The 22,497-nt window shown below is 65.3% G+C and carries 20 protein-coding genes; 15 read left to right on the top strand and 5 right to left on the bottom strand.

The window, feature by feature from the left end; genetic code table 11:
- The first annotated feature begins 90 nt into the window (after positions 1–90).
- Genes dnaK through ACF07D_RS12500 form a run of 9 tightly spaced genes read left to right on the top strand, consistent with a single transcriptional unit; the run spans position 91 to position 8,903 of the window.
- A complete protein-coding gene (gene dnaK, locus ACF07D_RS12540; protein ID WP_255808828.1) occupies positions 91–1,938 on the top strand; it encodes a molecular chaperone DnaK in 1,848 nt (615 codons plus the stop codon).
- A 2-nt stretch (positions 1,939–1,940) separates the two neighbouring features.
- Positions 1,941–2,582, top strand: coding sequence for a nucleotide exchange factor GrpE (locus ACF07D_RS12535; RefSeq protein WP_119281735.1), 642 nt, complete (start codon positions 1,941–1,943; stop codon positions 2,580–2,582).
- Positions 2,575–3,528: a DnaJ C-terminal domain-containing protein gene (locus ACF07D_RS12530; protein ID WP_119281734.1), complete on the top strand. Its 954-nt coding sequence runs from the start codon at positions 2,575–2,577 to the stop codon at positions 3,526–3,528. The genes ACF07D_RS12535 and ACF07D_RS12530 overlap by 8 nt, the downstream gene beginning before the upstream one ends.
- 44 nt (positions 3,529–3,572) lie before the next feature.
- Positions 3,573–3,992 carry a heat shock protein transcriptional repressor HspR gene (locus tag ACF07D_RS12525; RefSeq protein WP_255808830.1) on the top strand — a complete coding sequence of 140 codons (420 nt, stop codon included), beginning with the start codon at positions 3,573–3,575 and terminating at the stop codon, positions 3,990–3,992.
- The gene (locus ACF07D_RS12520) at positions 3,980–5,155 is read left to right on the top strand and encodes a class I SAM-dependent methyltransferase (RefSeq protein WP_391505124.1); all 1,176 of its coding nucleotides are present in this window, start codon (positions 3,980–3,982) and stop codon (positions 5,153–5,155) included. The genes ACF07D_RS12525 and ACF07D_RS12520 overlap by 13 nt, the downstream gene beginning before the upstream one ends.
- A 47-nt stretch (positions 5,156–5,202) precedes the next feature.
- Complete coding sequence (locus ACF07D_RS12515; protein ID WP_119281732.1) at positions 5,203–5,847, top strand: histidine phosphatase family protein; 645 nt, start codon at positions 5,203–5,205, stop codon at positions 5,845–5,847.
- A complete protein-coding gene (locus ACF07D_RS12510; RefSeq protein WP_119281731.1) occupies positions 5,844–6,473 on the top strand; it encodes a TlpA disulfide reductase family protein in 630 nt (209 codons plus the stop codon). The genes ACF07D_RS12515 and ACF07D_RS12510 overlap by 4 nt, the downstream gene beginning before the upstream one ends.
- Positions 6,473–7,246, top strand: coding sequence for a cytochrome c biogenesis CcdA family protein (locus ACF07D_RS12505; protein WP_119281730.1), 774 nt, complete (start codon positions 6,473–6,475; stop codon positions 7,244–7,246). Before ACF07D_RS12510 ends, ACF07D_RS12505 begins: the two co-directional genes overlap by 1 nt.
- Entirely contained in the window at positions 7,230–8,903 is a 1,674-nt protein-coding gene (locus ACF07D_RS12500) for a cytochrome c biogenesis protein ResB (protein ID WP_119281729.1), read from the top strand. Before ACF07D_RS12505 ends, ACF07D_RS12500 begins: the two co-directional genes overlap by 17 nt.
- Positions 8,904–9,277: 374 nt before the next feature.
- Here the strand turns inward: ACF07D_RS12500 and ACF07D_RS12495 are convergent, their stop codons facing one another.
- Positions 9,278–11,041: a phospho-sugar mutase gene (locus tag ACF07D_RS12495; protein ID WP_391505123.1), complete on the bottom strand. Its 1,764-nt coding sequence runs from the start codon at positions 11,039–11,041 to the stop codon at positions 9,278–9,280.
- Between the two features lie 174 nt (positions 11,042–11,215).
- On the opposite strand from ACF07D_RS12495, the gene ACF07D_RS12490 reads away from it, so the two are divergent.
- On the top strand, positions 11,216–12,478 hold the full coding sequence (locus ACF07D_RS12490; RefSeq protein ID WP_391505122.1) for an NAD(P)/FAD-dependent oxidoreductase: 1,263 nt from the start codon (positions 11,216–11,218) through the stop codon (positions 12,476–12,478).
- A gap of 82 nt (positions 12,479–12,560) precedes the next feature.
- Here the strand turns inward: ACF07D_RS12490 and ACF07D_RS12485 are convergent, their stop codons facing one another.
- Both ACF07D_RS12485 and ACF07D_RS12480 read right to left on the bottom strand, forming a co-directional pair.
- Positions 12,561–13,367 (bottom strand): purine-nucleoside phosphorylase, encoded by an 807-nt coding sequence (locus ACF07D_RS12485; RefSeq protein ID WP_119281726.1) that lies wholly within the window; start codon positions 13,365–13,367, stop codon positions 12,561–12,563.
- 65 nt (positions 13,368–13,432) lie between these two features.
- The gene (locus ACF07D_RS12480) at positions 13,433–16,090 is read right to left on the bottom strand and encodes an aminotransferase class I/II-fold pyridoxal phosphate-dependent enzyme (RefSeq protein ID WP_391505161.1); all 2,658 of its coding nucleotides are present in this window, start codon (positions 16,088–16,090) and stop codon (positions 13,433–13,435) included.
- A 163-nt stretch (positions 16,091–16,253) separates the two neighbouring features.
- On the opposite strand from ACF07D_RS12480, the gene ACF07D_RS12475 reads away from it, so the two are divergent.
- Together ACF07D_RS12475 and ACF07D_RS12470 are read left to right on the top strand one after the other, a co-directional pair.
- Positions 16,254–17,684, top strand: coding sequence for an NAD(P)H-quinone dehydrogenase (locus ACF07D_RS12475; protein ID WP_119281725.1), 1,431 nt, complete (start codon positions 16,254–16,256; stop codon positions 17,682–17,684).
- A complete protein-coding gene (locus ACF07D_RS12470; RefSeq protein ID WP_391505121.1) occupies positions 17,684–18,088 on the top strand; it encodes a cupredoxin domain-containing protein in 405 nt (134 codons plus the stop codon). The genes ACF07D_RS12475 and ACF07D_RS12470 overlap by 1 nt, the downstream gene beginning before the upstream one ends.
- 356 nt (positions 18,089–18,444) lie before the next feature.
- On the opposite strand, the gene ACF07D_RS12465 is transcribed toward ACF07D_RS12470, so the two are convergent.
- Entirely contained in the window at positions 18,445–19,431 is a 987-nt protein-coding gene (locus tag ACF07D_RS12465) for an LLM class flavin-dependent oxidoreductase (RefSeq protein WP_391505120.1), read from the bottom strand.
- 126 nt (positions 19,432–19,557) lie between these two features.
- On the opposite strand from ACF07D_RS12465, the gene ACF07D_RS12460 reads away from it, so the two are divergent.
- From ACF07D_RS12460 to ACF07D_RS12450, 3 genes are read left to right on the top strand one after another with little or no spacing between them, the layout of a single operon-like run.
- Entirely contained in the window at positions 19,558–20,223 is a 666-nt protein-coding gene (locus tag ACF07D_RS12460) for a hypothetical protein (RefSeq protein ID WP_391505119.1), read from the top strand.
- A complete protein-coding gene (locus tag ACF07D_RS12455) occupies positions 20,220–20,816 on the top strand; it encodes a hypothetical protein (RefSeq protein WP_391505118.1) in 597 nt (198 codons plus the stop codon). The genes ACF07D_RS12460 and ACF07D_RS12455 overlap by 4 nt, the downstream gene beginning before the upstream one ends.
- A complete protein-coding gene (locus ACF07D_RS12450) occupies positions 20,813–21,322 on the top strand; it encodes a hypothetical protein (RefSeq protein ID WP_391505117.1) in 510 nt (169 codons plus the stop codon). The genes ACF07D_RS12455 and ACF07D_RS12450 overlap by 4 nt, the downstream gene beginning before the upstream one ends.
- Here the strand turns inward: ACF07D_RS12450 and ACF07D_RS12445 are convergent.
- Positions 21,226–22,491, bottom strand: coding sequence for a hypothetical protein (locus tag ACF07D_RS12445; RefSeq protein ID WP_391505116.1), 1,266 nt, complete (start codon positions 22,489–22,491; stop codon positions 21,226–21,228). The genes ACF07D_RS12450 and ACF07D_RS12445 overlap by 97 nt on opposite strands.
- Between the last annotated feature and the right edge of the window lie 6 nt (positions 22,492–22,497).

Genomic DNA, 22,497 nt, shown 5'->3' with positions numbered 1-22,497 from the left:
TGCATCAGGCTCAACTTGCCAGTGAGGTGATTTGGGTCCAGCGAACCACCGGCGCACGCCGCCGGTCCCATAACAACGCAAGGAGAATATATGTCACGTGCAGTAGGTATTGACCTCGGCACCACCAACTCGGTTGTTGCCGTTCTTGAGGGCGGCGAGCCCACCGTTATTGCGAACGCCGAAGGCTTCCGCACCACCCCGTCGATCGTCGCGTTTACGAAGGATGGCGAGGTGCTCGTTGGCGAGACCGCAAAGCGCCAGGCAGTCACGAACGTCGACCGTACCCTCGCTTCGGTCAAGCGCCACATGGGCACTGACTGGAAGAGCGACGACATTGACGGCAAGAAGTACACCGCGCAGGAGATCAGCGCTCGCACGCTGATGAAGCTGAAGCGCGACGCCGAGACCTACCTCGGTGACAAGGTCACCGACGCTGTCATCACCGTCCCCGCTTACTTCAACGACGCAGAGCGTCAGGCAACGAAGGAAGCCGGCGAGATCGCCGGCCTCAACGTGCTCCGCATCATCAACGAGCCCACCGCTGCGGCTCTTGCGTACGGCCTCGACAAGGGCAAGGAAGACGAGCTCATCCTCGTGTTCGACCTCGGCGGAGGTACCTTCGACGTTTCGCTGCTCGAGGTAGGCAAGGACGACGACTTCTCGACGATTCAGGTCCGAGCGACAGCCGGTGACAACCGCCTCGGCGGCGACGACTGGGACCAGCGCGTCGTCGATTGGCTCGCGACTCAGTTCAAGAACTCGACCGGCGTTGACGTGTCGGGTGACAAGATTGCACTGCAGCGTCTGAAGGAAGCCGCTGAGCAGGCGAAGAAGGAGCTCTCGAACTCGACGAGCACCCAGATTCAGCTTCCCTACCTCTCGCTCACCGAAAACGGCCCGGCGAACCTCGACGAGACGCTGACCCGCGCGAAGTTCGAGGAGCTCACCAAGGATCTGCTCGAGCGCACCCGCAAGCCGTTCGAGGACGTCATCAAGGAAGCCGGCGTGAAGGTGGCAGACATCGCGCACGTCGTGCTCGTTGGCGGCTCCACCCGCATGCCCGCAGTCACCGAGCTCGTGAAGCAGCTCACCGGCGGCCGTGAGCCCAATAAGGGTGTAAACCCTGACGAGGTCGTGGCAGTCGGCGCGGCCCTCCAGGCAGGCGTTTTGAAGGGTGAGCGCAAGGACGTGCTGCTCATCGACGTGACCCCCCTCTCGCTCGGTATCGAGACCAAGGGTGGCATCATGACGAAGCTCATCGAGCGCAACACCGCGATCCCGACGAAGCGCTCCGAGACCTTCACCACCGCAGAGGACAACCAGCCCTCTGTCGCGATCCAGGTCTTCCAGGGCGAGCGCGAGTTCACCCGCGATAACAAGAACCTCGGAACGTTCGAGCTCACCGGTATCGCACCCGCTCCGCGCGGCGTGCCGCAGGTCGAGGTGACCTTCGACATCGATGCGAACGGCATCGTCCAGGTCTCCGCGAAGGACAAGGGCACGGGCAAGGAGCAGACAATCACCATCTCCGGTGGATCGACGCTCTCGAAGGACGACATCGAGCGCATGGTGCGCGAGGCTGAGGAGCACGCCGCTGACGACAAGAAGCGTCGCGAGGCTGCTGAGCAGCGCAACAACGCCGAGCAGCTCGCCTACTCGGTCGAAAAGCTCATCACTGAGAACGAGGACAAGCTCCCCGAAGACGTCAAGACTGAGGTGCAGGGCGACCTCGACGCGCTCAAGACGGCGCTCGCCGGCGAAGACGATGACGCGGTGAAGACCGCGGCTGACAAGCTTGGCGAGAGCCAGCAGAAGCTCGGTGAGGCGATCTACGCTCAGGCGCAGGAGGCACCTGAGGCAGCAGCGGAAGGCGCGGAGTCGAACGATGAGGACGTTGTCGACGCTGAGGTTGTTGAAGACGACGAGGAGCAGAAGTAACCATGGCACACGAGGAACATCTGGGCGACGACCAGCCGGTGAACGATGTTCCGGCGGGCCAGGCCGACGACGCATCGCAGAACGATGCGGCATCGGCCCCCGGGGCGGAGGGAACCCCCTCCGCTCCCGGGCCGGAAGGCGACGATCTCACGGTAGACGACATTCTCGGCGCTGAGCAGACCGAGGCGGCCGCTGGCGCGGACGCCGACGCTGCCGAGGGCGACGAGGAGAACCCCTACCTTGAGGATCTCCGTAGGCTCACGGCCGAGTACGCGAACTACCGGAAGCGTACCGAGGCGAACGTCGAGCTCGACAAGCAGCGCGCGAAGGCCTCGGTCGTGCTGCAGCTGCTGTCGGTACTCGACGACCTCGACCGTGCAGAACAGCACGGCGACTTGACCGAGGGCAGCGCATTCGCCACGATCGCGCAGAAGCTGCGCGCCAGCCTTGAACGGCTCGGCGTCGAAAGCTTCGGCGAGAAGGGGGAGCCTTTCGACCCGCAGGTGCACGAAGCAATCGCTCAGGTGCCGGTTCCCGGCACCGAGCAGCACACTGTGCTTGACGTAGTCGAGCGGGGCTATCGCATCGGAGATGTTGAACTGCGCCCCGCCAAGGTAGCGGTGGCGGTGGGAGCTGATGGCTAGTCAAGATTGGTTAGACAAAGACTTCTACCGCACTCTCGGGGTCTCGAAGGATGCCGACGACGCTGAACTGAAAAAGGTTTACCGCAAGCTTGCGCGAAAGTATCACCCTGATTCGAACCCAGGAGATGCGGCCGCTGAAGCAAAGTTCAAGGAGATTTCCGAGGCCTACTCGGTGCTCTCCGACAAAGAGCAGCGCTCTGAGTACGACCAGATTCGGGCGATGGGAGCCGGCGGTGCCCGGTTCACATCGGGTGGCCAGGGCGGCCAGGGCTTCGAGGATGTCTTCGGTGGCATGTTCGGCGGCGGCCACGGTGGCAGGAACACGCAGTACACGTTCCAGCAGGGCGGCGGCTACGACGACCTGTTCAACATGTTCGGTGGCGCGCCGCGCGGCCCCCAAAAGGGTCGTGATGTGAACGCGTCGACGACGATCGATTTCGAGACTGCGGTGAGTGGCGACACTGTCACGCTGCAGACCTCGACTGGCAACGTGAAGGTCAAGATCCCTGCCGGGGTTTCCAACGGCCAGAAGATCAGGTTGCGTGGCAAGGGCGAACAGGGGCCTGCGGGTACGCCTGCGGGAGACCTGCTGCTCACGGTTACCGTGCGCAAGCACCCGGTGTTCGAGCGCGACGGTCAGAACCTGAAGCTCAAGCTCCCTGTGACGTTTACCGAGGCGACACTCGGCGCGACAGTCGAGGTGCCAACACTTGGTGGCGACACCGTGAAGCTCAAAGTGCAGCCTGGGACCCCGAGCGGCAGAGTGCTGCGCGTGAAGGGCCGCGGAGTGAAGACCTCAAAGGGCACGGGAGACCTGCTCGCAGAGATTCAGGTCGCGGTTCCGAGTCACCTGAGCGACGAGGCGCGCGAGGCGCTCGAAGCGTTTCAGCAGGTCGAGCCGCAGGAGAACCCGCGCGCGGATCTGCTCTCGCGGGCTCGCGCCTAGCTCACAACGAAACACAACTCAGAAGAAAGGCGTAGGGAGGGGCAATGGTCAACGTGCCAATGGACAGGTTTACTCCGGTCTTTGCGATCGCCGCTGCCTCCGAACTCGCCGAGATGCACCCGCAGACGCTGCGGCAGTACGACCGAATCGGGCTCGTGGTGCCGCAGCGTACGAGCGGAAACACGCGGCGATACTCCCTCTACGACGTGCACAGGCTGCGTGAGGTCGCGAGACTCTCTGCAGAGGGCCTGAGTCTCGAGGGGATTCGCCGCGTGTTGACGCTCGAGGACCGGGTGCGCGAGCTTGAGTCCCAGGTGCATGAGCTCGAACGTGCACTGTCAGACGAAATGCTCAAGCGCCCGGAGCGCCGCGTCTTCGCGGCCGGGGCTGGCGGCGAGGTCGTCACGTTGCGGCGCGGAACTCGCACGCGTCGCAACGCGGAAGTTGTTGTGTGGAAGCCGTAGCTGCGCGGCTCGAAGAGTTCTGCGGGGCGCTCAGTCGCGACCCCGATTTCGACGCGCCAGAGCTCCAGGCGTACGACACTGCAGACGTGCACATCCTGACCGCCGCGGCCGAGCGCGTTCGCTCTGCTGCGCCTGGAACCGTCGTCACGATTGGTGACAGGCACGGGGCGCTCACTCTTGGCGCGGCAGCAGTGCTCGGCGCTGGTGCTGTCAGGTCCTATCAGGATCCAGTGCTCGGCGAGCGGGCTCTCGCGGCCAATGCGGTGAGGCTCGGCCTGCGAGACCGCTACGAGTCAGCACCCCTCGGACCCGAGCTTCTCGATGGGGCCGAGACAGTGCTTGTGCAGTTGCCCCGCGGCCTCGAAGCGCTCGAGGAGATCGCGTGGAAGATCGCGCGCTTCGCGAGCCCAACCGTGCGCGTGTTCGCGGGCGGCCGGGTGAAGCACATGACCCGTGCCCAGAACGACGTTCTCGGGCGGTACTTCGGCGCGGTGACCGCCGGCCTGGGGTGGCGAAAGTCCCGGGTGCTGCAGGCGACGTCCCCGCTCCCGATGCTTGCCGGTGCGAAACCGCCGTTTCCGAAGTGGGGGCAGGATCGCGAGCTCACGTTTGGCCTCGCGGCGTTTGGCGCCACTTTCGGTGGCACCAAACTCGACCACGGCAGCCGGCTGCTGCTCAGCACCTTCGAACGAGGTGGGGCCGGTGCAAGCTGGGCCGACATCGCCCCGGGCGCCAACGTATTTGACCTGGGTTGCGGAAGCGGTGTGCTCGCGGTGTCCGCTGCGCTCGCATTGCCGAGCGCGCGAGTTCTTGCGAGTGATCAGTCGGATGCGGCCGTTCGCTCGGCCGCGCTGACTGCCGAGGCAGCTGGAGTCGGGGAGCGGATGGCGATTCACCGGGCTGATGGCGCTGAGGCGGTCGCTGACGGGTGGGCTGACCTCGTGCTACTCAACCCGCCGTTCCACACCGGATCGACAGTGCATGCGGGGGTAGCCCACCGGCTGATCCGTGACTGTGCGCGCGTGCTGAAGCCCGGCGGCGAACTGCGTATCGTGTTCAACTCGCACCTCGGTTATCGACGGCTCCTTGAACGCGTCATTGGCCCCGCAAGGCAGCTCCAGCGCGACGCAACGTTCACCGTGCTGGAAGTGACAAAGCGTTAGGGATTCAGCCACCGAACTCACAGGCAGCTGAAGCCTAGAATGAGTGTGTGAGCGATAAACTCTTGCACTTGGTGCGCCACGGGGAGGTCCATAACCCCGACCTCGTCCTGTACGGCCGTATCCCCGGCTTCCGTCTCTCAGAGCGAGGCCACGCCATGGCTGAGGCTGCTGCGCTTGAACTCGCAGGTAGCGACCGGAAAGTAGTCGCCCTCTACGCGTCGCCGCTTGAGCGCGCGCAGCAGTCCGCGCGACCCATCGCGAGCGCACTTGGACTGGAGATCCAGACTGAGGATCGCATCATCGAACCTACGAACTTCTTCGAGGGCAAGGTGAACTCGGGGCCCGACGCGGCGTTCAAGAAGCCGCGGTACTGGTACAAGTTTGTCAACCCATTCCGCCCGAGCTGGGGGGAACCCTACCGCCAGGTTGCGGCGCGCGTGCGCGAAGCGATGAACGACGCGTGGGACAAGGCGCAGGGTGGCGACATTGTGATGGTCGCGCACCAGTCCCCGATCTGGATGGCGCACCTCGACATCGCAGGCAAGCCCCTGTTCCATAACCCAGCCACTCGGCGCTGCGACCTCTCGAGCATCACGACATTCGAGCGCCGCGGGAACCGCTGGTTCGAGGTCGATTACCGAAACCCGGCGAAGTCACTCATGGACGACGCTACCGATGTAGGAGCTGTATGACCGCGCGACGCCGAATCGCCGCCATCGCCGCCACTGCCGCGGCCCTCGCAGTTGGCCTCGCCGGCTGCAGCACCACCGAAGGTGACTCTCTCGCCGCACAGTGGCAACAGGGTGGCGACAAGGGCTTCGTCGCAGGCGATGGCTCTTCGGCCTCGTTCCCCGCAGACAAGCGTGGCGAACCCGTTGAGTTCACGGGCGAGACCGAGTTTGGCAACGAACTGAGCTCAGCCGACACGATCGGCAGCGTCACAGTAGTGAACTTCTGGTACGCGGGCTGTGCCCCGTGCCGGGCCGAGGCGCCAGACCTCGTCGAGGCATACAACGAGTTCGAGCCGCAAGGCGTCAAGTTCGTTGGTGTGAACACTCGCGATCAGGCCGCGCAGGCGAAGCAGTTCGGAGTCGAGTTCGGTATCGAATACGAGTCGATCCTCGATAACCCCGGCGGCCGCACCGTGCAGCGCGCATTCGCAGGGCAGATCCCGCTGAACGCGGTTCCGACGACGCTGATTCTTGACGCTGAGGGGCGCGTTGCGCACACGGTAGTCGGGCAGCTTGCAGGGGTGTCGCAACTGCAAACGCTCGTCACGGAGACGCTCGACGAGCAGGCCGCCGCCGGCGCGAACTGATGGGGATCCAGGAGATCATTGCCGACGGGCAGCTGCTCGTTGCCTCGGCCATCGCAATCGCTGCAGGGCTCGTTTCGTTCCTCTCGCCGTGCGTGCTCCCGCTCATCCCGGGCTACCTTGCATACGTCTCTGGCGTGGCAGGTACGCCGAGCGCAAACGCGGCGAATCCAAAGGCTGCGGGCAGACGCGAGCGTAACCGGATGGTGCTCGGGTCGATCCTCTTCGTGCTCGGCTTCGCCATCGTGTTCGTCGTGCTGCTCACGCTGTCTGGCGCGGTTGGCGCGAGCACGTGGTACCTCGACTGGCAAGACGTGATCCTGCGCGTCATGGGCGTCGTTGTGATCGTGATGGGCCTCGTCTTCATGGGCGCCTTCGCGAAGTTTCAGCGAACAACGAGACTGAAGATCAGCCCAAAGGTCGGCCTTGCTGGGGCCCCGCTGCTGGGCATCGTGTTCGCGATCGGGTGGGCACCCTGCCTCGGCCCCACGATCGGTACCGTGAGCCTGCTCGCGATGCAGCAGGGCTCGATCGGGCGTGCGGCATTGCTCGCACTGCTCTACTCGCTTGGGCTCGGAATTCCGTTCGTGCTTGCGGCCTTCGGCTTCGGCTGGATGACGCAGACGATGAGCTTCTTCAAACGCCATATCCGTGCGGTCAACATCGTCGGCGGCGTCATTCTTATCATCCTCGGTGTTCTCATGGTGACTGGCCTCTGGGGCCTCATCATGAGCGAACTTCAGATATGGATTGGTGGCTATGTCACGCCCCTCTGACTATGACGACGGATCTGGCGCGCCAGCGCCCGTGACGAGCCCGGAGCTCGGCCTCACAGGCTGGCTCCGCTGGTTCTGGCGTCAGCTCACAAGCATGCGGGTCGCGCTGATCCTGCTGCTTCTGCTCGCTGTCGCCGCGATCCCAGGCTCGCTCGTGCCGCAGCGCGGCGCCGACCCGAACGGCGTGCTGCAGTACGAGAAAGATAATCCGACGCTCTTCAAGATCCTTGATGCGTTCCCGATCCAGGCGTTTGACGTCTACGGCTCGGTATGGTTCTCGGCGATCTACCTGCTGCTGTTCATCTCGCTCATCGGCTGCGTGCTGCCCCGAATCAAGCATCACTGGCAGGCGTGGCGAGGCAAGCCTCCGAAGACGCCCGCAAGGCTCAACCGCATGGCTGGTTTCTCTGAGACCCGCGTGACGAACGCCGAGGCGACTGAGGCGGAGCGGCTCGAGTTCGCGCGCGCAGCAGTCGAGTCTGCCGCCGAGATCCTCCGCCGTCAGCGTTACCGCGTCGAGATCCAGGAGGCAACGCACCGCGGCGTCGCAGAGGTCTCGGTCTCCTCCGAGCGCGGCTACCTGCGCGAAACAGGCAACCTGTTGTTCCACACCGCGCTCGTCGGGGTGCTCGTCTGCGTCGGCCTCGGCAGCGCATTCACCTTCAACGGCCAGCGAGTGCTCTACGAAGGCGAAAGCTTCGTCAACCAGATCATCGACTACGACTCGGCGAACTCGGGCCGCGCGTTCAGCTCGGACACACTCGAGCCGTTCAGCCTGCGCCTCGACGATCTCGACGTCAACTACATCGCCCCCGATGACGAGGATGCGAGCCCGAACTCGATCGGGCAAGTGCGCGAGTTCATCGCGAGCATGACGCTCACAGACCCCGAAGGAAACGAGAGCGCTGAAGAGATCAGGGTGAATCACCCACTGCGCGTGCACGGCTCGCCGATCTACCTGCTCGCGAACGGCTACGCGCCGACAATCGTGATCCGTAACGCCGACGGCGAGATCGTGTTCCAGGAGTCGGTGCCGTTCATCCCGCAGGGCGCTGACCCGAACCTCACCTCGCTCGGCGTCGTGAAGGTGCTCGATGGCATGACGAACGATGCGGGTGAAGAAACCGAGCTTGGCCTGCGCGGCTTCTTCTACCCGACACAGACGAAGCTCGAATCCGGCGCGTACACCTCGAACTACCCTGACCTCGAGAACCCGGTGCTCACGCTCGACGCCTTCATGGGTGATACGGGCGTCGATAACGAGTTCGGCATCCCGCAGTCGGTCTACTCGCTTGAAACCGAGAACATGGAGCAGCTCACCGGCCGTGCCATCGACAAGCCGTCGATTGAGCTACGGCCCGGTGAGACGGCAGACCTGCCGCGCGGCCTCGGCACCGTAACCCTCGAAGCCGTGCCCAGGTACGCGTCATTCGACGTGATGCAGAATCCGTTCCAGATCGGGATCCTGATCTTTGCCCTGCTCTCGCTCGGCGGGCTCTTGTGGTCGCTGTTCGTGCCGCGCCGCCGGGTGTGGGTGAAGGCGATCCCAACGAAGGATGGCGTCGTGCTGCAGTACGCCGGTCTCGCCCGCGGCGACGACCCAGCGCTCGACCGGGCGGTCGAGGAGATGCGTGAGGCGCACCGCGAGGTGCTGTAGCCCCGGCTCGCGTCGGCGTGCCGCAATGCTCTGCGCCACGGCCGCAGCTCCACCCGTGGCACCACGCCGCAGCCCTACCTGCACCGCCAGGCCGCAGCTCAGCCTGTAACGCCGTGCCGCAGCCCTACCTGTTGCTCCACGCCGCAGCGCCACCTGCAGCGCCGTGCCGCAGCGCCACCGTATGCGATCTGCGATTCCTATGCCCACTGCGCTGGGCTGGGGCATACGAATCGTCGATCCCAGGGGGTGGCGCTGGGAAAAGGCACGCTCTCAGGGGTCGCAGAACTCTCCGAGCAGCCGACACCAAGCCAGAGCACCCCGCGCCAAGCCAGAGCACCCCGCGCAGAGCCGTGCTGCTGTGGACCCTGCCTGAGCTAGCCCTGCAGCGCCTCGAGGAACGCCGTCACGTCGGCCTCGAGCTCACTGAGCGCGCGCTCAGCGGCCGCCCTGCGCTTGGAAGCCTTGCCCTTCTCGCTGAACGTGTCGAGGTAGATCTTCAGCTTGGGCTCGGTGCCGCTCGGGCGGATCATGACCCGGGAGCCGTCGGCAAGGTCGTAACGCAACACATTCGAAGGAATCGCTGCAAGGCCGGGCTCGAGCAGATCCTGCGCGCTACTCACCGCGCGCACACCGAATGCTGTCGGCGGCGCAAGCCTGATCTTTGCGGCGAGCTCCGTCGCGGCAGCCATCGACGCGAGCCTGAGGGTGATCTGGCCGCTCGCGAAATGCCCGAAGCGTTCTGTCGCCTCTTCGAGGAGGCCCCAGATGTCGGTTCCGCGGCCCTTCGCCCACCGCGCCATAGCGACTGCATCGGCGCCTGCAGAGATGCCATCCTTGTCTCGCACGACGTGAGGCTGCGTGAGATACCCGAGGGCCTCTTCGAAACCGAATACGAGATTGGGTACGCGGGAGACCCACTTGAAGCCTGAGAGCGTCTCGGCGTAGTCAAGTCCGTAGTCCTTCGCAACGGCGCTGAGCGCCGGCGACGACACAATCGTGCATGCAAGGGTGCCGGTGAGCGGCACACCGCGCTGCTCGGCGTCCTGCATCGCGCGCTCGGCGGCCCGCCACCCGAGCAGCAGCCCGAGCTCGTTGCCTGTCAGTCGGCGGTAACCCGACTCCTCGTCGAAGTGGGGGAGCGCGACCGCGAGGCGATCCGCATCGGGGTCGTGGGCGATGATGAGCTCAGCGTTCTGCTCCCGACCGGTGCGGAACGCGAGGTCGAGCGCGCCAGGCTCCTCGGGGTTTGGGAAGTCGACTGTCGGGAAGTTACCGTCTGGAGCGACCTGCTCGGGTACAGGCGTCGGAAGCGATAGGCCACTTGCAAGCAGAACCCTGTCGGACAGCTCAGCCCCGACTCCGTGCATTGCGGTGTAGACGATGCGGAGCGGAACTTCGGCGTTCAGCGTGCGACCGTCCTGGGTGATCGGAAAGCCCGCGAGCAGCGAGGCCGCGGTTCGCGTGACGTAGGTGTCGGCAATCTCAGAGGTTGCGACCGTGTACGCGGTGCTGCGTGGCAGCTCCGAGACAGGCCCCGAGGCCGCCACGTCGATGCGCGCAGCGATCTCACTGTCGGCGGGGGCGACAATCTGCGATCCCTCATCAGCGTCACCGAGGTACACCTTGTACCCGTTGTCGCGCGGCGGGTTGTGGCTTGCCGTCACCATTACTCCGGCCGACGTGCCGAGGTGGCGCACTGCGAAGGCGAGCAGCGGCGTGGGTCCTTGGGAGGGAAGCAGCGTGACGTCGATGCCCGCTCCTGCCATGATCTCGGCAGTGTCACGCGCGAAAACGTCTGAGTTCACGCGCGCGTCGTAGCCGATGACGATCGACGGCGGGTTGCTCGTCTCACCGCGCGCGGCCCGCTCGAGGAGGAAGGCTGCGAAGCCCGCGCTTGTCTGCGAGACGACGACTCTGTTCATGCGGGAGGGGCCAGCGCCGAGCCGGCCGCGGAGGCCAGCGGTGCCGAATGCGAGGCGCTCGCCGAAGGCCTCAGCGAGCTCAGCCGCTGCTTCCTCGTCGCCCGCCTCGGCCCCCGCGGCGAGCCGCTCGGCCTCGGCCTGTGTGACCGGATCGATGTCGTGTGCGGCCCAGTTGCGCGCGCGCTCAAGTAGAGCTTCGAGCTGTTCGGTAGCCATCGCGCCCCCTCAGTGTGGTGATCGGTAGACAGTTCAAGCTACCACTCGGGTGCCGCAACGGGCAGTATCCGTCGCGGCAAGCTGGGGGAACGGTGAGTGAAAGCTTTCGGCCATAGAGAACAGGACTGGGCAACTTCGCACTTCGGGGCTATCGTTGATGAGGATTTATTTACGGTGGGGAAATTGGGGACGATGGGCGGACGCGAGTCGCACTGGTCTGAGCAGGCCGGGCACACAGTGCCTCGGCCTGAGATGCCCGGAAGCCTCACCGCCGACGTTGCGATCGTCGGGGCCGGACACTTCGGCCTGTGGACTGCGTACTATCTCAAGAAGGCGCAACCGAGGCTGCGGATCGTCGTGCTCGAGGAGCGCCACGTGGGCCACGGCACCTCGGGAAGCGCCGTCGGCCGTATGACCGGAGAAGTGCCCGGCGGCAGGGAACCGTATGCGAGACGCCACGGCCGCGATGCGCTGAACCACTATCAGCGCATCATGAACGACGCGGTCGCAAACGTGCTCGATGTCGCGGCGACGGAGCGGATCGACGCCGATATCGTCAGCGGCGGAGAGCTTATCGCCGCGTACACCGCCCTTCAGGATCGACGGCTCCGGGCAGCCACTGCGCTCGCGCAGAAGTACCCGCACACGAACGTCAGGTTGCTTGACGCAGCAGAGGTCAAAGAACGAATGAACCTCGCCGGCGTTCGCTCGGCAATTTTGCACCCGCACGCTGCCCGGTTCCAGCCGGCCAAGTTCGCCCACGAACTCGCGCGCGTTGTCGAACGCATGGGAGTCGCGATCTACGAGCGAACCAGGGTGGAGGAGGCGCTTCCTTTCGCGCTGCAGACGAGCCACGGGGTCGTCGAGGCGGAGGTCGTCGTCGGCGGCAGCGATCACCTCTCGGGCGACCGCGGCTGGCGAAGGCTGCAGCGGCCCGTGGCTGCGTCGCTCATCGCGACCGAGCCCCTTACGCTCGACATGTGGGACGACATTGGCTGGGGCGGAAACGAGCTGCTCGCGAGTTTTGCATCCCCACGCACCTATGCGCAGCGAACAGCTGACGGCAGGATCGTCGTCGGCGGGCAGCGTACACCCTGCCAGACAAGCGCGGCAGCGCACACCTCAGGCAAACTCGGGGGTGGCGCATTCTCTGCGCTGCGGGCCATGCTCCATCGGGTATTTCCAAGCACGCGAGACGCCGAGATCGCTCACACGTGGGCGGGCAATGCCCGAGTCGTGCACGCTGGGGCGGCCAAGATTGGGTTTGACCGACGGACAGGTGTCGCCTGGGCAGGGGCCGCGCGTGCCGGCGTCGCTACGGCGAACCTGTCTGCCCGAACAATCACTGACCTCGTGCTCGATCGGACGTCTGAACTCACTGAGCTTCCCACGGTTCGATCTGGCGGGCCACGCCCTGCCTACGCGAGAACGCGCTGAGCGAAACCGGGAGGTGCGCGAAGGGGGCTAGTAGCCGGGTCTGTCACCGGCTACTAGCCCCCTTCGCTGCGGGTGGTCGCTATTAGAAGCGTGCGACGACCTCGGTGAGGAGGGCAGCGAGGCGTGGCTCGGCCTCCTTGCCAGCGGCGATAACCTCTTCGTGGCTGAGCGGGGTCTCCTGGATACCTGCCGCGAGGTTCGTGATGAGTGAGAACCCGAGGATCTCCATGCCGGCCTCGCGTGCGGCAATCGCCTCAAGGGCGGTCGACATACCGACGATATCGCCGCCGATGATGCCCGCGTAGCGGACTTCTGCGGGGGTCTCGTAGTGCGGTCCACGGAACTGCACGTACACACCATCGTCGAGGGTAGCGTCGACCTCGCGGGCGAGGTCGCGCAGCCGCGACGAGTAGAGGTCGGTGAGATCAACGAAGGTCGCACCCTCGAGCGGCGACGCTGCGGTGAGGTTGATGTGGTCCGAGATGAGCACGGGCTGGCCGGGGGAGTACGCCGGGTTCACTCCGCCGGCGCCGTTCGTGAGCACCATGATCTTCGCGCCCGTTGCTGCTGCGGTACGCACGCCGTGCACGACCGACCGCACCCCGTGATCCTCGTAGAAGTGGGTGCGTGCGCCGATGACGAGGGCGTGCTTGCCGTTCGCGAGGCGGATCGAGCGCAGCGTTCCCGAGTGCCCCGGAACAGCCGACGCGCGGAAGCCGGGAACCTTGTCTGCCTCAATGACGGCGACTGTCTCGCCGATAACGTCGGCAGCCTTGCCCCAGCCGCTGCCGAGCGTGAGGGCGATGTCGTGCTGCGCAACACCAGTGAGGTCGGCGATGACGGCGGCGGCCTCGGCGGCGAGGGCTTTCGGGTCTGTTGAAGTACTCATAGAGACAAGACTACGCCGGGTGCGGCTCCCTTGGAACGCACCCGGCGTAGTCTCTGCGCGAGTTACTAATTCTTAATGATGCGGTAGCCACGGAGCGGGTCGTAGCCGTGAATCTCGCGGGTATCGAGCACCTTCATGAACGCGAGCACCTCGGGCGAAACAACCTGACCCGGCACGAGCACGGGGAAGCCGGGCGGGTAGGGAGTTACGAAGCCTGCCGAGATCGGCTTCTCACCAGCATCAACGCGCGCACGGAGGTCATCGCCGAGCACGTACTCGATGTTCCCGCGGCGCTGACCGCGGAAGAACGCCGCCCTCAGATCTCCATCGGGAAGAATCTCATCGGTCGCGTATGGCGGGGCGAACGAACTGAAGTCGGGCAGCGGCGGCATCGGGACCTCGGCGGGAAGCGGCTGCTCGGGGTCACGCTGCGCCTGCTCCTCCTCGAACCGCTCTGCGAGTTTCACGAGCACCTCGATGAGGTAAGCGACTGAGCTTCGTGAGGTGCCGATGTTCGTCATGAAGAGCACAGTGTTGCGGCTCGTCTTGTTGACCTGGATGCCGTAGCGATCCATGAGGTGCTCGTGCTTGAACGTGTCGCCGTCGACGCCTGTCCGCGAGATTTCAATCGTGATGCGAGACGGGTCGACAACGAACTCGTCTGTCGCCCAGGCCTCCCACATGCTCGACAGGCCATCGCGCAGCGGCATCGCCCTGCCAGTCTCCCGGTACTGCTCGGGAATGAGATCGTGGGCGGTAAGCACGCGGAACGTGCGCCGCAGCAGCGTGTGCCTGGCGATCGCCTGGGACAGGCTCGTCGCAAGGTCAAGCTGCCGCTGCACGAGCTCGAAACCCTCGAGCTCGACCTGGCGGCGGCCGATGTCAAGCGAAGATAGGATCTGGTAGTTCGGCGATGTCGACGTGTGCGTCATGTATGCCTCGTGGAACGGATCCTGCGCGTCGCGCACCCAATCCTGATCCCACACGTGAATCATCGATCCCTGACGCAGCGCCGTGAGCGTCTTGTGCGTCGACTGGGTCGCGTAGACGCGCACGCGCGCATCAGGGGACGGGATCAGTCGCTCGCTGAGCCAGACCTCGTCGGCTGCTGGCGTCCCGTCCTCAGCGAACAGGATCGACTGCTGCTCGCGATACGCGCGCTCGTGCGCGGCCGACTTGAGCTGCTGCTCGAGCAGCTTGGCCGACGCCATCGCCGTGCGGCGACGGGTGACGGGGTGGAACGCGCCGAACGCGAACCATGCCTCATCCCACAGGAAGACAAGGTCAGGTTTGATCGCAAGGCACTCGCTCATGACGCGGAAGGGATCGTAAACGATACCGTCGAACGTCGTGTTCGTGAGCGTCACCATGCGCACCTCGTCGAGGCGGCCAGCGGCGCGGTAGTCGAGCAGCAGCTGCTTGATGCGGTCGATCGGCACCGCACCGTAAAACGCGAAGTCGTTGAGCGGATAGGCATCGAGGTACGCCGGGCGGCCGCCAGTCAGCATCATCGAGTGGTGGTGCGACTTGTGGCAGTTGCGGTCGACGAGCACGACGTCGTTCGGGGCGACGAGGGCCTGGTGCACAACCTTGTTGGCAGTGGAAGTGCCGTTTGTGACAAAGAATGTGTGCTTCGCCCCGTATGCGCGTGCGGCGAGCTCCTGCGCCTTCTTCAGCGTGCGTACGGGGGCGAGCAGCGAATCGAGGCCACCTGACGTCGCGCTCGTCTCTGCGAGCAGCAGGTTCAGGCCGTAGAAGTCAGCGAGGTCCCGGATCCACTTCGACGACATCACCGACCCGCCGCGGGCGACAGGGAGCGCGTGGAAGACGCCGACAGGGCGGCGCGCGTGATCCTGGATCGCGGAGAAGAACGGGGTGTCGTAGAGGTGCGAGACGCGACGCAGAAGCGAGAGGTGCAGCTCAAGGTGATCCTCACGGCGGAACACGCGGCGGAAGCGCTTCGTCATCGCACCCGCGAGCTCCTCGATGTGTGCGCCAGCCATGAGATAGAGGTCGAGCTCTGGTCTGAGTGCCGCGAGGGTGTCGGCGAGGCCGAGCACGCGCTGCACCGAGGCGAGCTGGTTGCGGGCGCTCGTCTGAGGCGACGTCGTTTCGGTGTGTGCGAGCTCGATCGTCTCGCGCAGGTCTCGACTGAGTGTCTGCTTCGTGCGCTCGCTGAAGCCCGGCCGGACGACACACGCGAGGATGTTCGGGTTCGTGAGCACGGCGGCGACGGCATCGTCCGCTGAGGGGACGATGACGTATTCGTAAACGAAAGCGTCGGCCGCGCTTCGCATCCTGAGGCTTTCGGCTCGCATGCTGTCGCGGTCGGCCGGAGTCGTCTCATCGACGACAAGGACCTCGAAGCGTGGCCGAGGGTCGCCGTCGATGGAGAACTCCTCATCGGCCTCGGGGTCAGAGTCGCCTGCCGCTTCCTCGGAAGTGCCAACAGCGCGAAGCCTGTTCACGACCTTGCCGATGCGGTCGAGCGCGGCCTGATACTCGCCCGCGGCGAGCATGTCGCCGATTGCGGTGACATAGCGCTGGCCGAACCCAGCCCAGTACATCTCGACGGTTTCGAGGGCGCGCAGCGAACGGTGAATCTCGCTATCTGCAGCCAGCGCCTCAGTCGCCTCCGAGCGATCCCCAAGGGCGAGACGTTTCACGGCGAACCGCAGGTACTCCCATGCGTCGCTGCGCATCCGCCACGTGCTCGAGGGCATGCCCGGATCGCGTTCAAGTACCGGTTCTGCCTTGGACTCTGACACCAATTGCCTCCAACGTCGCTGTCGCGTATCAGGCCTGCGCGGGCGAAAGAGGTGCGCAGGGCCCTAAGTCCCCGATCATACGGTGCCGAGCATGCCTCAGCACGCCTAGACTTGAGGCATGGCGAAAGAACGTAAGCACAGGATCGTTGTTCTGGGCGGCGGCCCCGGCGGATACGAAGCCGCGCTCGCTGGCGCGCAGCTCGGTGCTGAAGTCACACTCGTGGAACGCGCAGGGGTCGGCGGTTCGGCCGTGCTCACTGATGTTGTGCCGTCAAAGAGTCTCATCGCGACCGCAGGAGCCGTGCAGTCGGTGCGCGACGCTGGCAAGCTCGGCGTGCAGACCTTCCTCCCCGGTGGAGATGGCAAGCCGGTTCGACCCGAAATCGCGGTGAACCTTGCCGCCGTCAACAAGCGACTCCTCGCGATGGCGGGCGCACAGTCGACAGATATGCGCCTGAGCCTTGAGGAGAGCGGCGTGCGCCTCGTTCAGGGCTCCGGCAGGCTCGACGGCCCGAACGCGGTGCTTGTCTCAACCTCACAGGAGGGCGGCACCGACTTCGACCGCATCGAGGCCGACACAATCGTCGTCTCTGTCGGCGCGAGCCCCCGCGAACTCGACTCTGCGAAGCCAGATGGCGAACGCATCCTTACCTGGCAGCAGGTCTACAACCTGCAGGACGTCCCAGAGCACCTCATCGTCGTCGGGTCGGGTGTCACAGGCGCCGAGTTCGCGAACGCGTACGCGACGCTCGGAGCCGAGGTGACGCTCGTATCGAGCCGTGAGCAGGTGCTCCCCGGAGAGGACCCCGACGCTGCTGCGGTCATCGAACACGAGTTCAAGCGCATCGGCATGAACGTTATGTCGAAGTCGCGCGCCGACGCTGTCGAGCGGACCGAAGACGGCGTCAGGGTGACGCTCTCAGATGGCAGCGTCCTTGAAGGATCACACTGCCTGATGGCGGTCGGCTCGATCCCGAACACCGAGGGCCTCGGGCTTGAGGAGGCCGGCGTCGAGCTGAGCGAGAGCGGCCATATCAAGGTCAACAAGGTCGCGCGCACCTCGATCCCATCGGTCTACGCCGCGGGCGACTGCACCGACTTCTTCCCGCTCGCCTCTGTCGCCTCAATGCAGGGTCGCACAGCGATCATGCATGCTCTCGGCGACTTCGTGCGCCCGATCGACCTGCGAAACGTCGCCTCGAACGTCTTCACGTACCCAGAGATCGCGACCGTTGGCTGGAATGTTCGCTCGCTTGCTGACGCGACCAACATGGCGACTGCGATCACGCACACGATCCCGTTGAACGCGAACCCGCGCGCGAAGATGATCGGGTTCACAGACGGATTCGTGAAGCTCTTCGCTTGGAAGGCTTCGGGAACCGTGATCGGCGGTGTGATCGTCGCTCATCGCGCGAGCGAGCTCATCTTCCCGCTCGCGCTCGCCGTCGAGCACCGCCTGACCGTCGACCAGGTCGCGTCTGCATTCACCGTCTACCCATCGCTCACCGGCGCGATCACTGACGCCGCCCGCGCGATGCACGTGCACTAATGGCTAGCGCAACACAGACTGTCGCCTCGCGGCGCGCGAGTGCACATTTCGTGGCGCGCGTTGCCGTCATGCTCGGAATACTCGTACTCGCTGTGATGCTCGCCGCATGTGCCCCCGCCAAGCCGCCACTCGTGCCGTCTGATGACGACGCGAAGGTGACGGTGACGGTTCGCGTTGTCGACAACAAGTTTGAGCCCAAGGAGTTCACAATCTCGCAGGGTGAGGCTGTGCGCTGGGTGTTCGAGGGGCCGTCGAACGAGCACGATGTCGTTGCGAAGGACGGCAGCTTTGTGAGCGAGCTCATGCGTGAGGGCAGCTACACCCACGTATTCAACGACATTGGTGACTTTGACTACCTGTGCTCGATCCATCCCGAGATGACTGGACTCATCACCGTCGAGTAGCGGCTCGCTGCTGCCGCGTCTGCGCGACGGTATGTGGCTGACGCCGTGGTAGCGGGTTGGGCGGCTGTGACACACGTCGTCCGCCGTACGTATGGGATCTGCAGCAGCAATGCCCGTTCCGGTCGGAACGGGCATTAGTGTTGCCGATTACATTCCCAGCGCCGGCGGCAGAGCGCCGCGGCCCAGTGCCGGACGTACGCCTGTTGTCAGCCATACCCCTGTGATCCCTAGTAGTAATGCCAGTTCCGGTCGGAACGGGCATTACCACTGCAGATCACATATCTTGTGCTGGTGGCTGGTGGCTGGTGGCTGGTGGCTGGTGGCTGGTGGCTGGTGGCTGGTGGCTGGTGGCCTGTCTAGCCCAGTTCCGGGGCTCCGAGCCTGAGGGATTCGAGCTGTTCCTCGCGGGTGGGGGCCGGGTGGACGGTGACGAGTTCGTCGGCGTCGGCGAGCTTCGCGAAGTCGGCGAGTTGCTCGCGCACCCGTTCTGGTCCACCCACTGCCGTGTAGCGCATCATCGAACGAATCTCGGTTGCTGCCGGGGTGTCTCTGATGGCCTCGGCCTGCTCGATGGTGAGAGGCACGTCGCGGCCGCGTGAGAGGAAGGCTCGGATGCGCTCAAGCTCGGCTCGCGCGAACAGCTGCCGCGCGGCCTCGTCGTTTTCGGCAGCGATCACGTTCACCCCGGCGCTCACGTACGGCTCGGGGTGCTGCGCGCTCGGCTGATAGTTCGTCCGGTAGTGCTGCACTGCCGCGTTCAACGCTTGTGGTGCGAAGTGGGATGCGAACGAGTAGGGCAACCCCAGCTGCGCGGCGAGGTTCGCGCCGAAGAGGCTCGATCCGAGAATGGTGATCGGAACGTTCGTGCCGCGCCCCGGGTACGCGTTGACACCCGTGATGGGCAGATCGCTTCCGAGGTACGCCTGGAGCTCGAGCACGTCGTGGGGGAACGCGTCTGCGGCCTGCACTGTTCGACGGAGTGCCTGGAAGGTCGCGCCGTCGGTTCCGGGAGCGCGCCCCAGGCCGAGGTGGATTCTGCCCGGATGCAGTTCGGCAAGTGTGCCGAACTGCTCGGCGACGACGAGCGGGGAGTGGTTTGGGAGCATGACGCCGCCCGAGCCGAGGCCAATGCGCTCGGTCTGCGACGCGATGTGCGCGATGAGTACCGCTGGCGAGCTCGACGCGATTGTCGGCATGTTGTGGTGCTCGGCGTACCAGATTCGCTCGTAGCCGCCTGCTTCGGCGGTCTGCGCGAGGCGTACCGAGTGCGCGAGTGCGGAGGCGACTGTGCCCTCCCGCTCAACGGTTGCGAGATCAAGGAACGAGAGCTTCGGGGCTGCCATACTTTCTGCAACGGGGAAGACGTGTGCGCTATTCCTCGCCGGGTGGTCCGCGCGTCGGGGGACGCCAGATGCATGTCGCACGCACAGACGGCGTTCGGACATGGCACAGCATCTAGACTGAATCCCGTGTCCGACCCAGCCCGCGCAACACAGGCAGCCGCAGCCGGCCCGCTGTCGCGGCTCGTTGCCTGGGTGAAGCGCATCCCAACTGGCTGGTTTGCAAGTATTCTCACCGGCCTCTTTCTTGCCGTCACGGCCGCGTTTGGCGGTCTCGCGCCCGTAGCTGAAGCCGCCGTGGCGCCGCTCGAAGTGGGCGAAGCCCAAGACGGCGCGCAGCTCTCTGTCGCCGTTGAGCGTGCGGTACTGTTCGATTCGTTTCCAGAGGCCGGAGCCTACGCCGAGGAAGGCGAACGGGTGCTCGCGCTGCTCGTGACCGTTGAGAACCGGTGGAGCAAACCGCTCCTCAGCTCGCACGGTGCTGTCGAGCAGGCGCTTCGGCTCGACGGTGTGACTGCAGACGTCGATGGCGCCGAGCCCTCGGCGATCGCCCGGCTCGACGATGCAACATTTGGGCCATGGCTCCAGCCGGGAGTTCCTGCGGATCTCGTCGTCTCATGGGTGGTGCCGGAGACGAGCATTCAGGTGGGCGACCCAGTGAGCGTCGTGGTCCGCGAGGCAACCCTTGAAATCGGTCAGGGTCTGACAAGCGACGAGCGCTGGGTTAGCCCTCAGGCAACCGCCTCAGTCGACCTCGTCGTCGCAGCTGGCGGCGACCGCGGGGGCGCCGAGTGACTGGCGCGACGATCACCAGGCCGCGCCTGCGAACCGCTGCGACCTGGGCGGTCGGCATCTTGCTGCTCGTGCTTGCGTCGCTACTCCTTCGCATCGTTCCCACTGACGCGGATAGTGAGCGGCCGTTCGTCGTGACCGCCGCGGTGGGCGAGCGCGCATCAGCGCGCACGTTTGACGTGACAGTCTCCAACGTCGAGCTTGTTGACGTGCTCCGGGCCGGCGACTGGAAGCAGCCCGGGAACTGGCTCGTGGTCGACGTGTCTGCTGAGGGGACGGGGAGCGACGTGACCGCCTATCTCGGCCGGGCCGCGTTTGTGCTCGACGCTGGCGCAGGTACGGATGCAGCGAGCCGCGAATATCGTGCGAGCGAGCGGTTTATGTCGCTCGTCGCTGAGCCGCTCGTGACTGGAATGCCGCGTGCCGGAACTATCGCCTTCGAGCTTCCAGCTGATGCTGCGGGTGGCGGTGCATTCGAGTTCGCCCAGCATGGTGATACTCGGCTTGACTCGCTCGTGAGCTTCAGCGTCGACCTTGATGAGCTTCCGCGCGTCGCTGAGCGGGAGATCCGCGAGGCGGGATGGGGAACGGAATGAACTGGTTGAGAAGAAACCGGCTCGCCTTGCTCGCGCTCCTCGTACTCCTGCCCGTCACCGCGTGGGTGATGAGCTCAAACGCGTGGAGCGGGTACCTCGCGCATCAACCCACCAGGCCAGTTCCGATCGCGGGCGGCGCTGTGAACTATGCGGGCGCCATCATCGGCCCCGCGCAGCCGACCGAGCTTGACGCGAGGGCGCACGGCCTCCCGGAGGGCACCCGATTGGTGAGGATCGTGCTCCCTGTCCGACCGGTCGCCGGCGACCGTGCGACCTGCCATGCGCCCGAGCTGTGGGATCGCGGTGGCGAACGGCGCTGGGCAGAACTCTCCGACACGATCGGGGCCGAACCACTCGACCGTTTGACAGCGTGTACCCCCGACGAATCGCCCTACGAACTGGTGCTCGACTACGTCGTGCCCGACGATGCCCGCGAGCTCTCACTCGCGGTGCTGTCGCCGTCGGAGCTGCCTGCCTTCGCTGAAATCCCGATCAGTTCGTCGTAGCTGCTCGCGACGAGCGCCATGCGGATGGGCTCGATGATGAGCGGGATCGCGAGCAAGATCATCGAGTCAGCGAGCAGCCAGAAACTGTTGATGTCGTGCGGGCCCAAAGCTCTGAAGATGCCGACCCGGAGGGCGCCCTCGAGGAACAGTACCGCAGTGAACGCGAGCACGTACGCGCCGATGAACGCGGGGCCTGCGGTGCGCATGTGGAGCACGGCTTTCCAGATTGGGGTGAAGCGCGACGCGAAGTCACGCCAGAGGTCGCCGAGGCGCGACTGCACCTGGGCGGGCAGCAGTTTGAAACGGCGTTCGAGGTGCGCCGCGCGCGTCGGCACGGTGATCTGGGGCGTCGCGAACTGTACCGAGCGCCCGTAGATGACGCCGACGATTGCGAGCCAGGCGAGGGGCGCGATCGTCACCTTCGCTGCTTCGCCAATGACGAGTACGACGGTGTCCCACGTGGCGCCGAGTGGCGCGAGCCAGCCTGTGAGGCTCGCCCGCAAGTCCGAGAGCCAGACCATGGCCTGGCGTGAGTCGACCCATGCCGCGAGTGACTCGAGCTGACGGGAGACTACCGTTACGGACAGGTAGATCCACAGCGTCTCGAGATACACAGCCGCGAGGGCGAAGCCTCCGGGGAGCCGATCCTGGTATCTGCCCCACAGCCACCGCAGGCAGTACGCGACAACAATGATGGCGATGGTTATGAAGGAAACCCCAAGAACCTCGGGTGACGGTGGTTCGGTGGAGTCGCCACCGTCGACCGTCGAAGTGAACACGATATCGGCGCGCACTTCAAGGCGCCGGTGAAAGTAGCTCGTGACGTCGTCAGCAAGGTACCCGCGGGCCGCGTAGAACGCGACGAACGGGAGAATCCCTGCGAGCAGCGCGTCGGTGAACCTGCGTATGGGACGCTTGCCCGGTTCTGGGAGGGCGCCAACGTTGCTGAGCCCGTCGCGCAGGATCACGAGCATCGCGACAAGTGCCACAAGCCGCGCGAGCACAGCAAGGGGCAGCAGCACGACCCCGAGCTCGGCGACCCAGGCGCCGACGAACCCCGCGAACTGGATGAGTACGTGATGGAGCAGCATGCCCGCCAGATAGCAGGCAACGAGAAGCGGACCGTAGGCTCCGAGGAGCCGCACGGTCCGCTTCCCTGCAGCGATCATCCGCCG

The organism is Leucobacter sp. NPDC015123 (assembly GCF_043080205.1).
Taxonomy (GTDB): Bacteria; Actinomycetota; Actinomycetes; order Actinomycetales; family Microbacteriaceae; genus Leucobacter; species Leucobacter aridicollis_A.
This window is presented reverse-complemented; position numbering and strand designations above follow the sequence as displayed.

Excerpts from the sequence above, each read along its gene's own strand:
- dnaK (WP_255808828.1), top strand. The coding sequence starts at position 91 with ATGTCACGTGCAGTAGGTATTGACCTCGGCACCACCAACTCGGTTGTT.
- ACF07D_RS12535 (WP_119281735.1), top strand. The coding sequence starts at position 1,941 with ATGGCACACGAGGAACATCTGGGCGACGACCAGCCGGTGAACGATGTT.
- ACF07D_RS12530 (WP_119281734.1), top strand. The coding sequence starts at position 2,575 with ATGGCTAGTCAAGATTGGTTAGACAAAGACTTCTACCGCACTCTCGGG.
- ACF07D_RS12525 (WP_255808830.1), top strand. The coding sequence starts at position 3,573 with ATGGTCAACGTGCCAATGGACAGGTTTACTCCGGTCTTTGCGATCGCC.
- ACF07D_RS12510 (WP_119281731.1), top strand. The coding sequence starts at position 5,844 with ATGACCGCGCGACGCCGAATCGCCGCCATCGCCGCCACTGCCGCGGCC.
- ACF07D_RS12505 (WP_119281730.1), top strand. The coding sequence starts at position 6,473 with ATGGGGATCCAGGAGATCATTGCCGACGGGCAGCTGCTCGTTGCCTCG.
- ACF07D_RS12500 (WP_119281729.1), top strand. The coding sequence starts at position 7,230 with ATGTCACGCCCCTCTGACTATGACGACGGATCTGGCGCGCCAGCGCCC.
- ACF07D_RS12495 (WP_391505123.1), bottom strand. The coding sequence starts at position 11,041 with ATGGCTACCGAACAGCTCGAAGCTCTACTTGAGCGCGCGCGCAACTGG.
- ACF07D_RS12485 (WP_119281726.1), bottom strand. The coding sequence starts at position 13,367 with ATGAGTACTTCAACAGACCCGAAAGCCCTCGCCGCCGAGGCCGCCGCC.
- ACF07D_RS12480 (WP_391505161.1), bottom strand. The coding sequence starts at position 16,090 with ATGCCCTCGAGCACGTGGCGGATGCGCAGCGACGCATGGGAGTACCTG.
- ACF07D_RS12475 (WP_119281725.1), top strand. The coding sequence starts at position 16,254 with ATGGCGAAAGAACGTAAGCACAGGATCGTTGTTCTGGGCGGCGGCCCC.
- ACF07D_RS12470 (WP_391505121.1), top strand. The coding sequence starts at position 17,684 with ATGGCTAGCGCAACACAGACTGTCGCCTCGCGGCGCGCGAGTGCACAT.
- ACF07D_RS12465 (WP_391505120.1), bottom strand. The coding sequence starts at position 19,431 with ATGGCAGCCCCGAAGCTCTCGTTCCTTGATCTCGCAACCGTTGAGCGG.
- ACF07D_RS12450 (WP_391505117.1), top strand. The coding sequence starts at position 20,813 with ATGAACTGGTTGAGAAGAAACCGGCTCGCCTTGCTCGCGCTCCTCGTA.
- ACF07D_RS12445 (WP_391505116.1), bottom strand. The coding sequence starts at position 22,491 with ATGATCGCTGCAGGGAAGCGGACCGTGCGGCTCCTCGGAGCCTACGGT.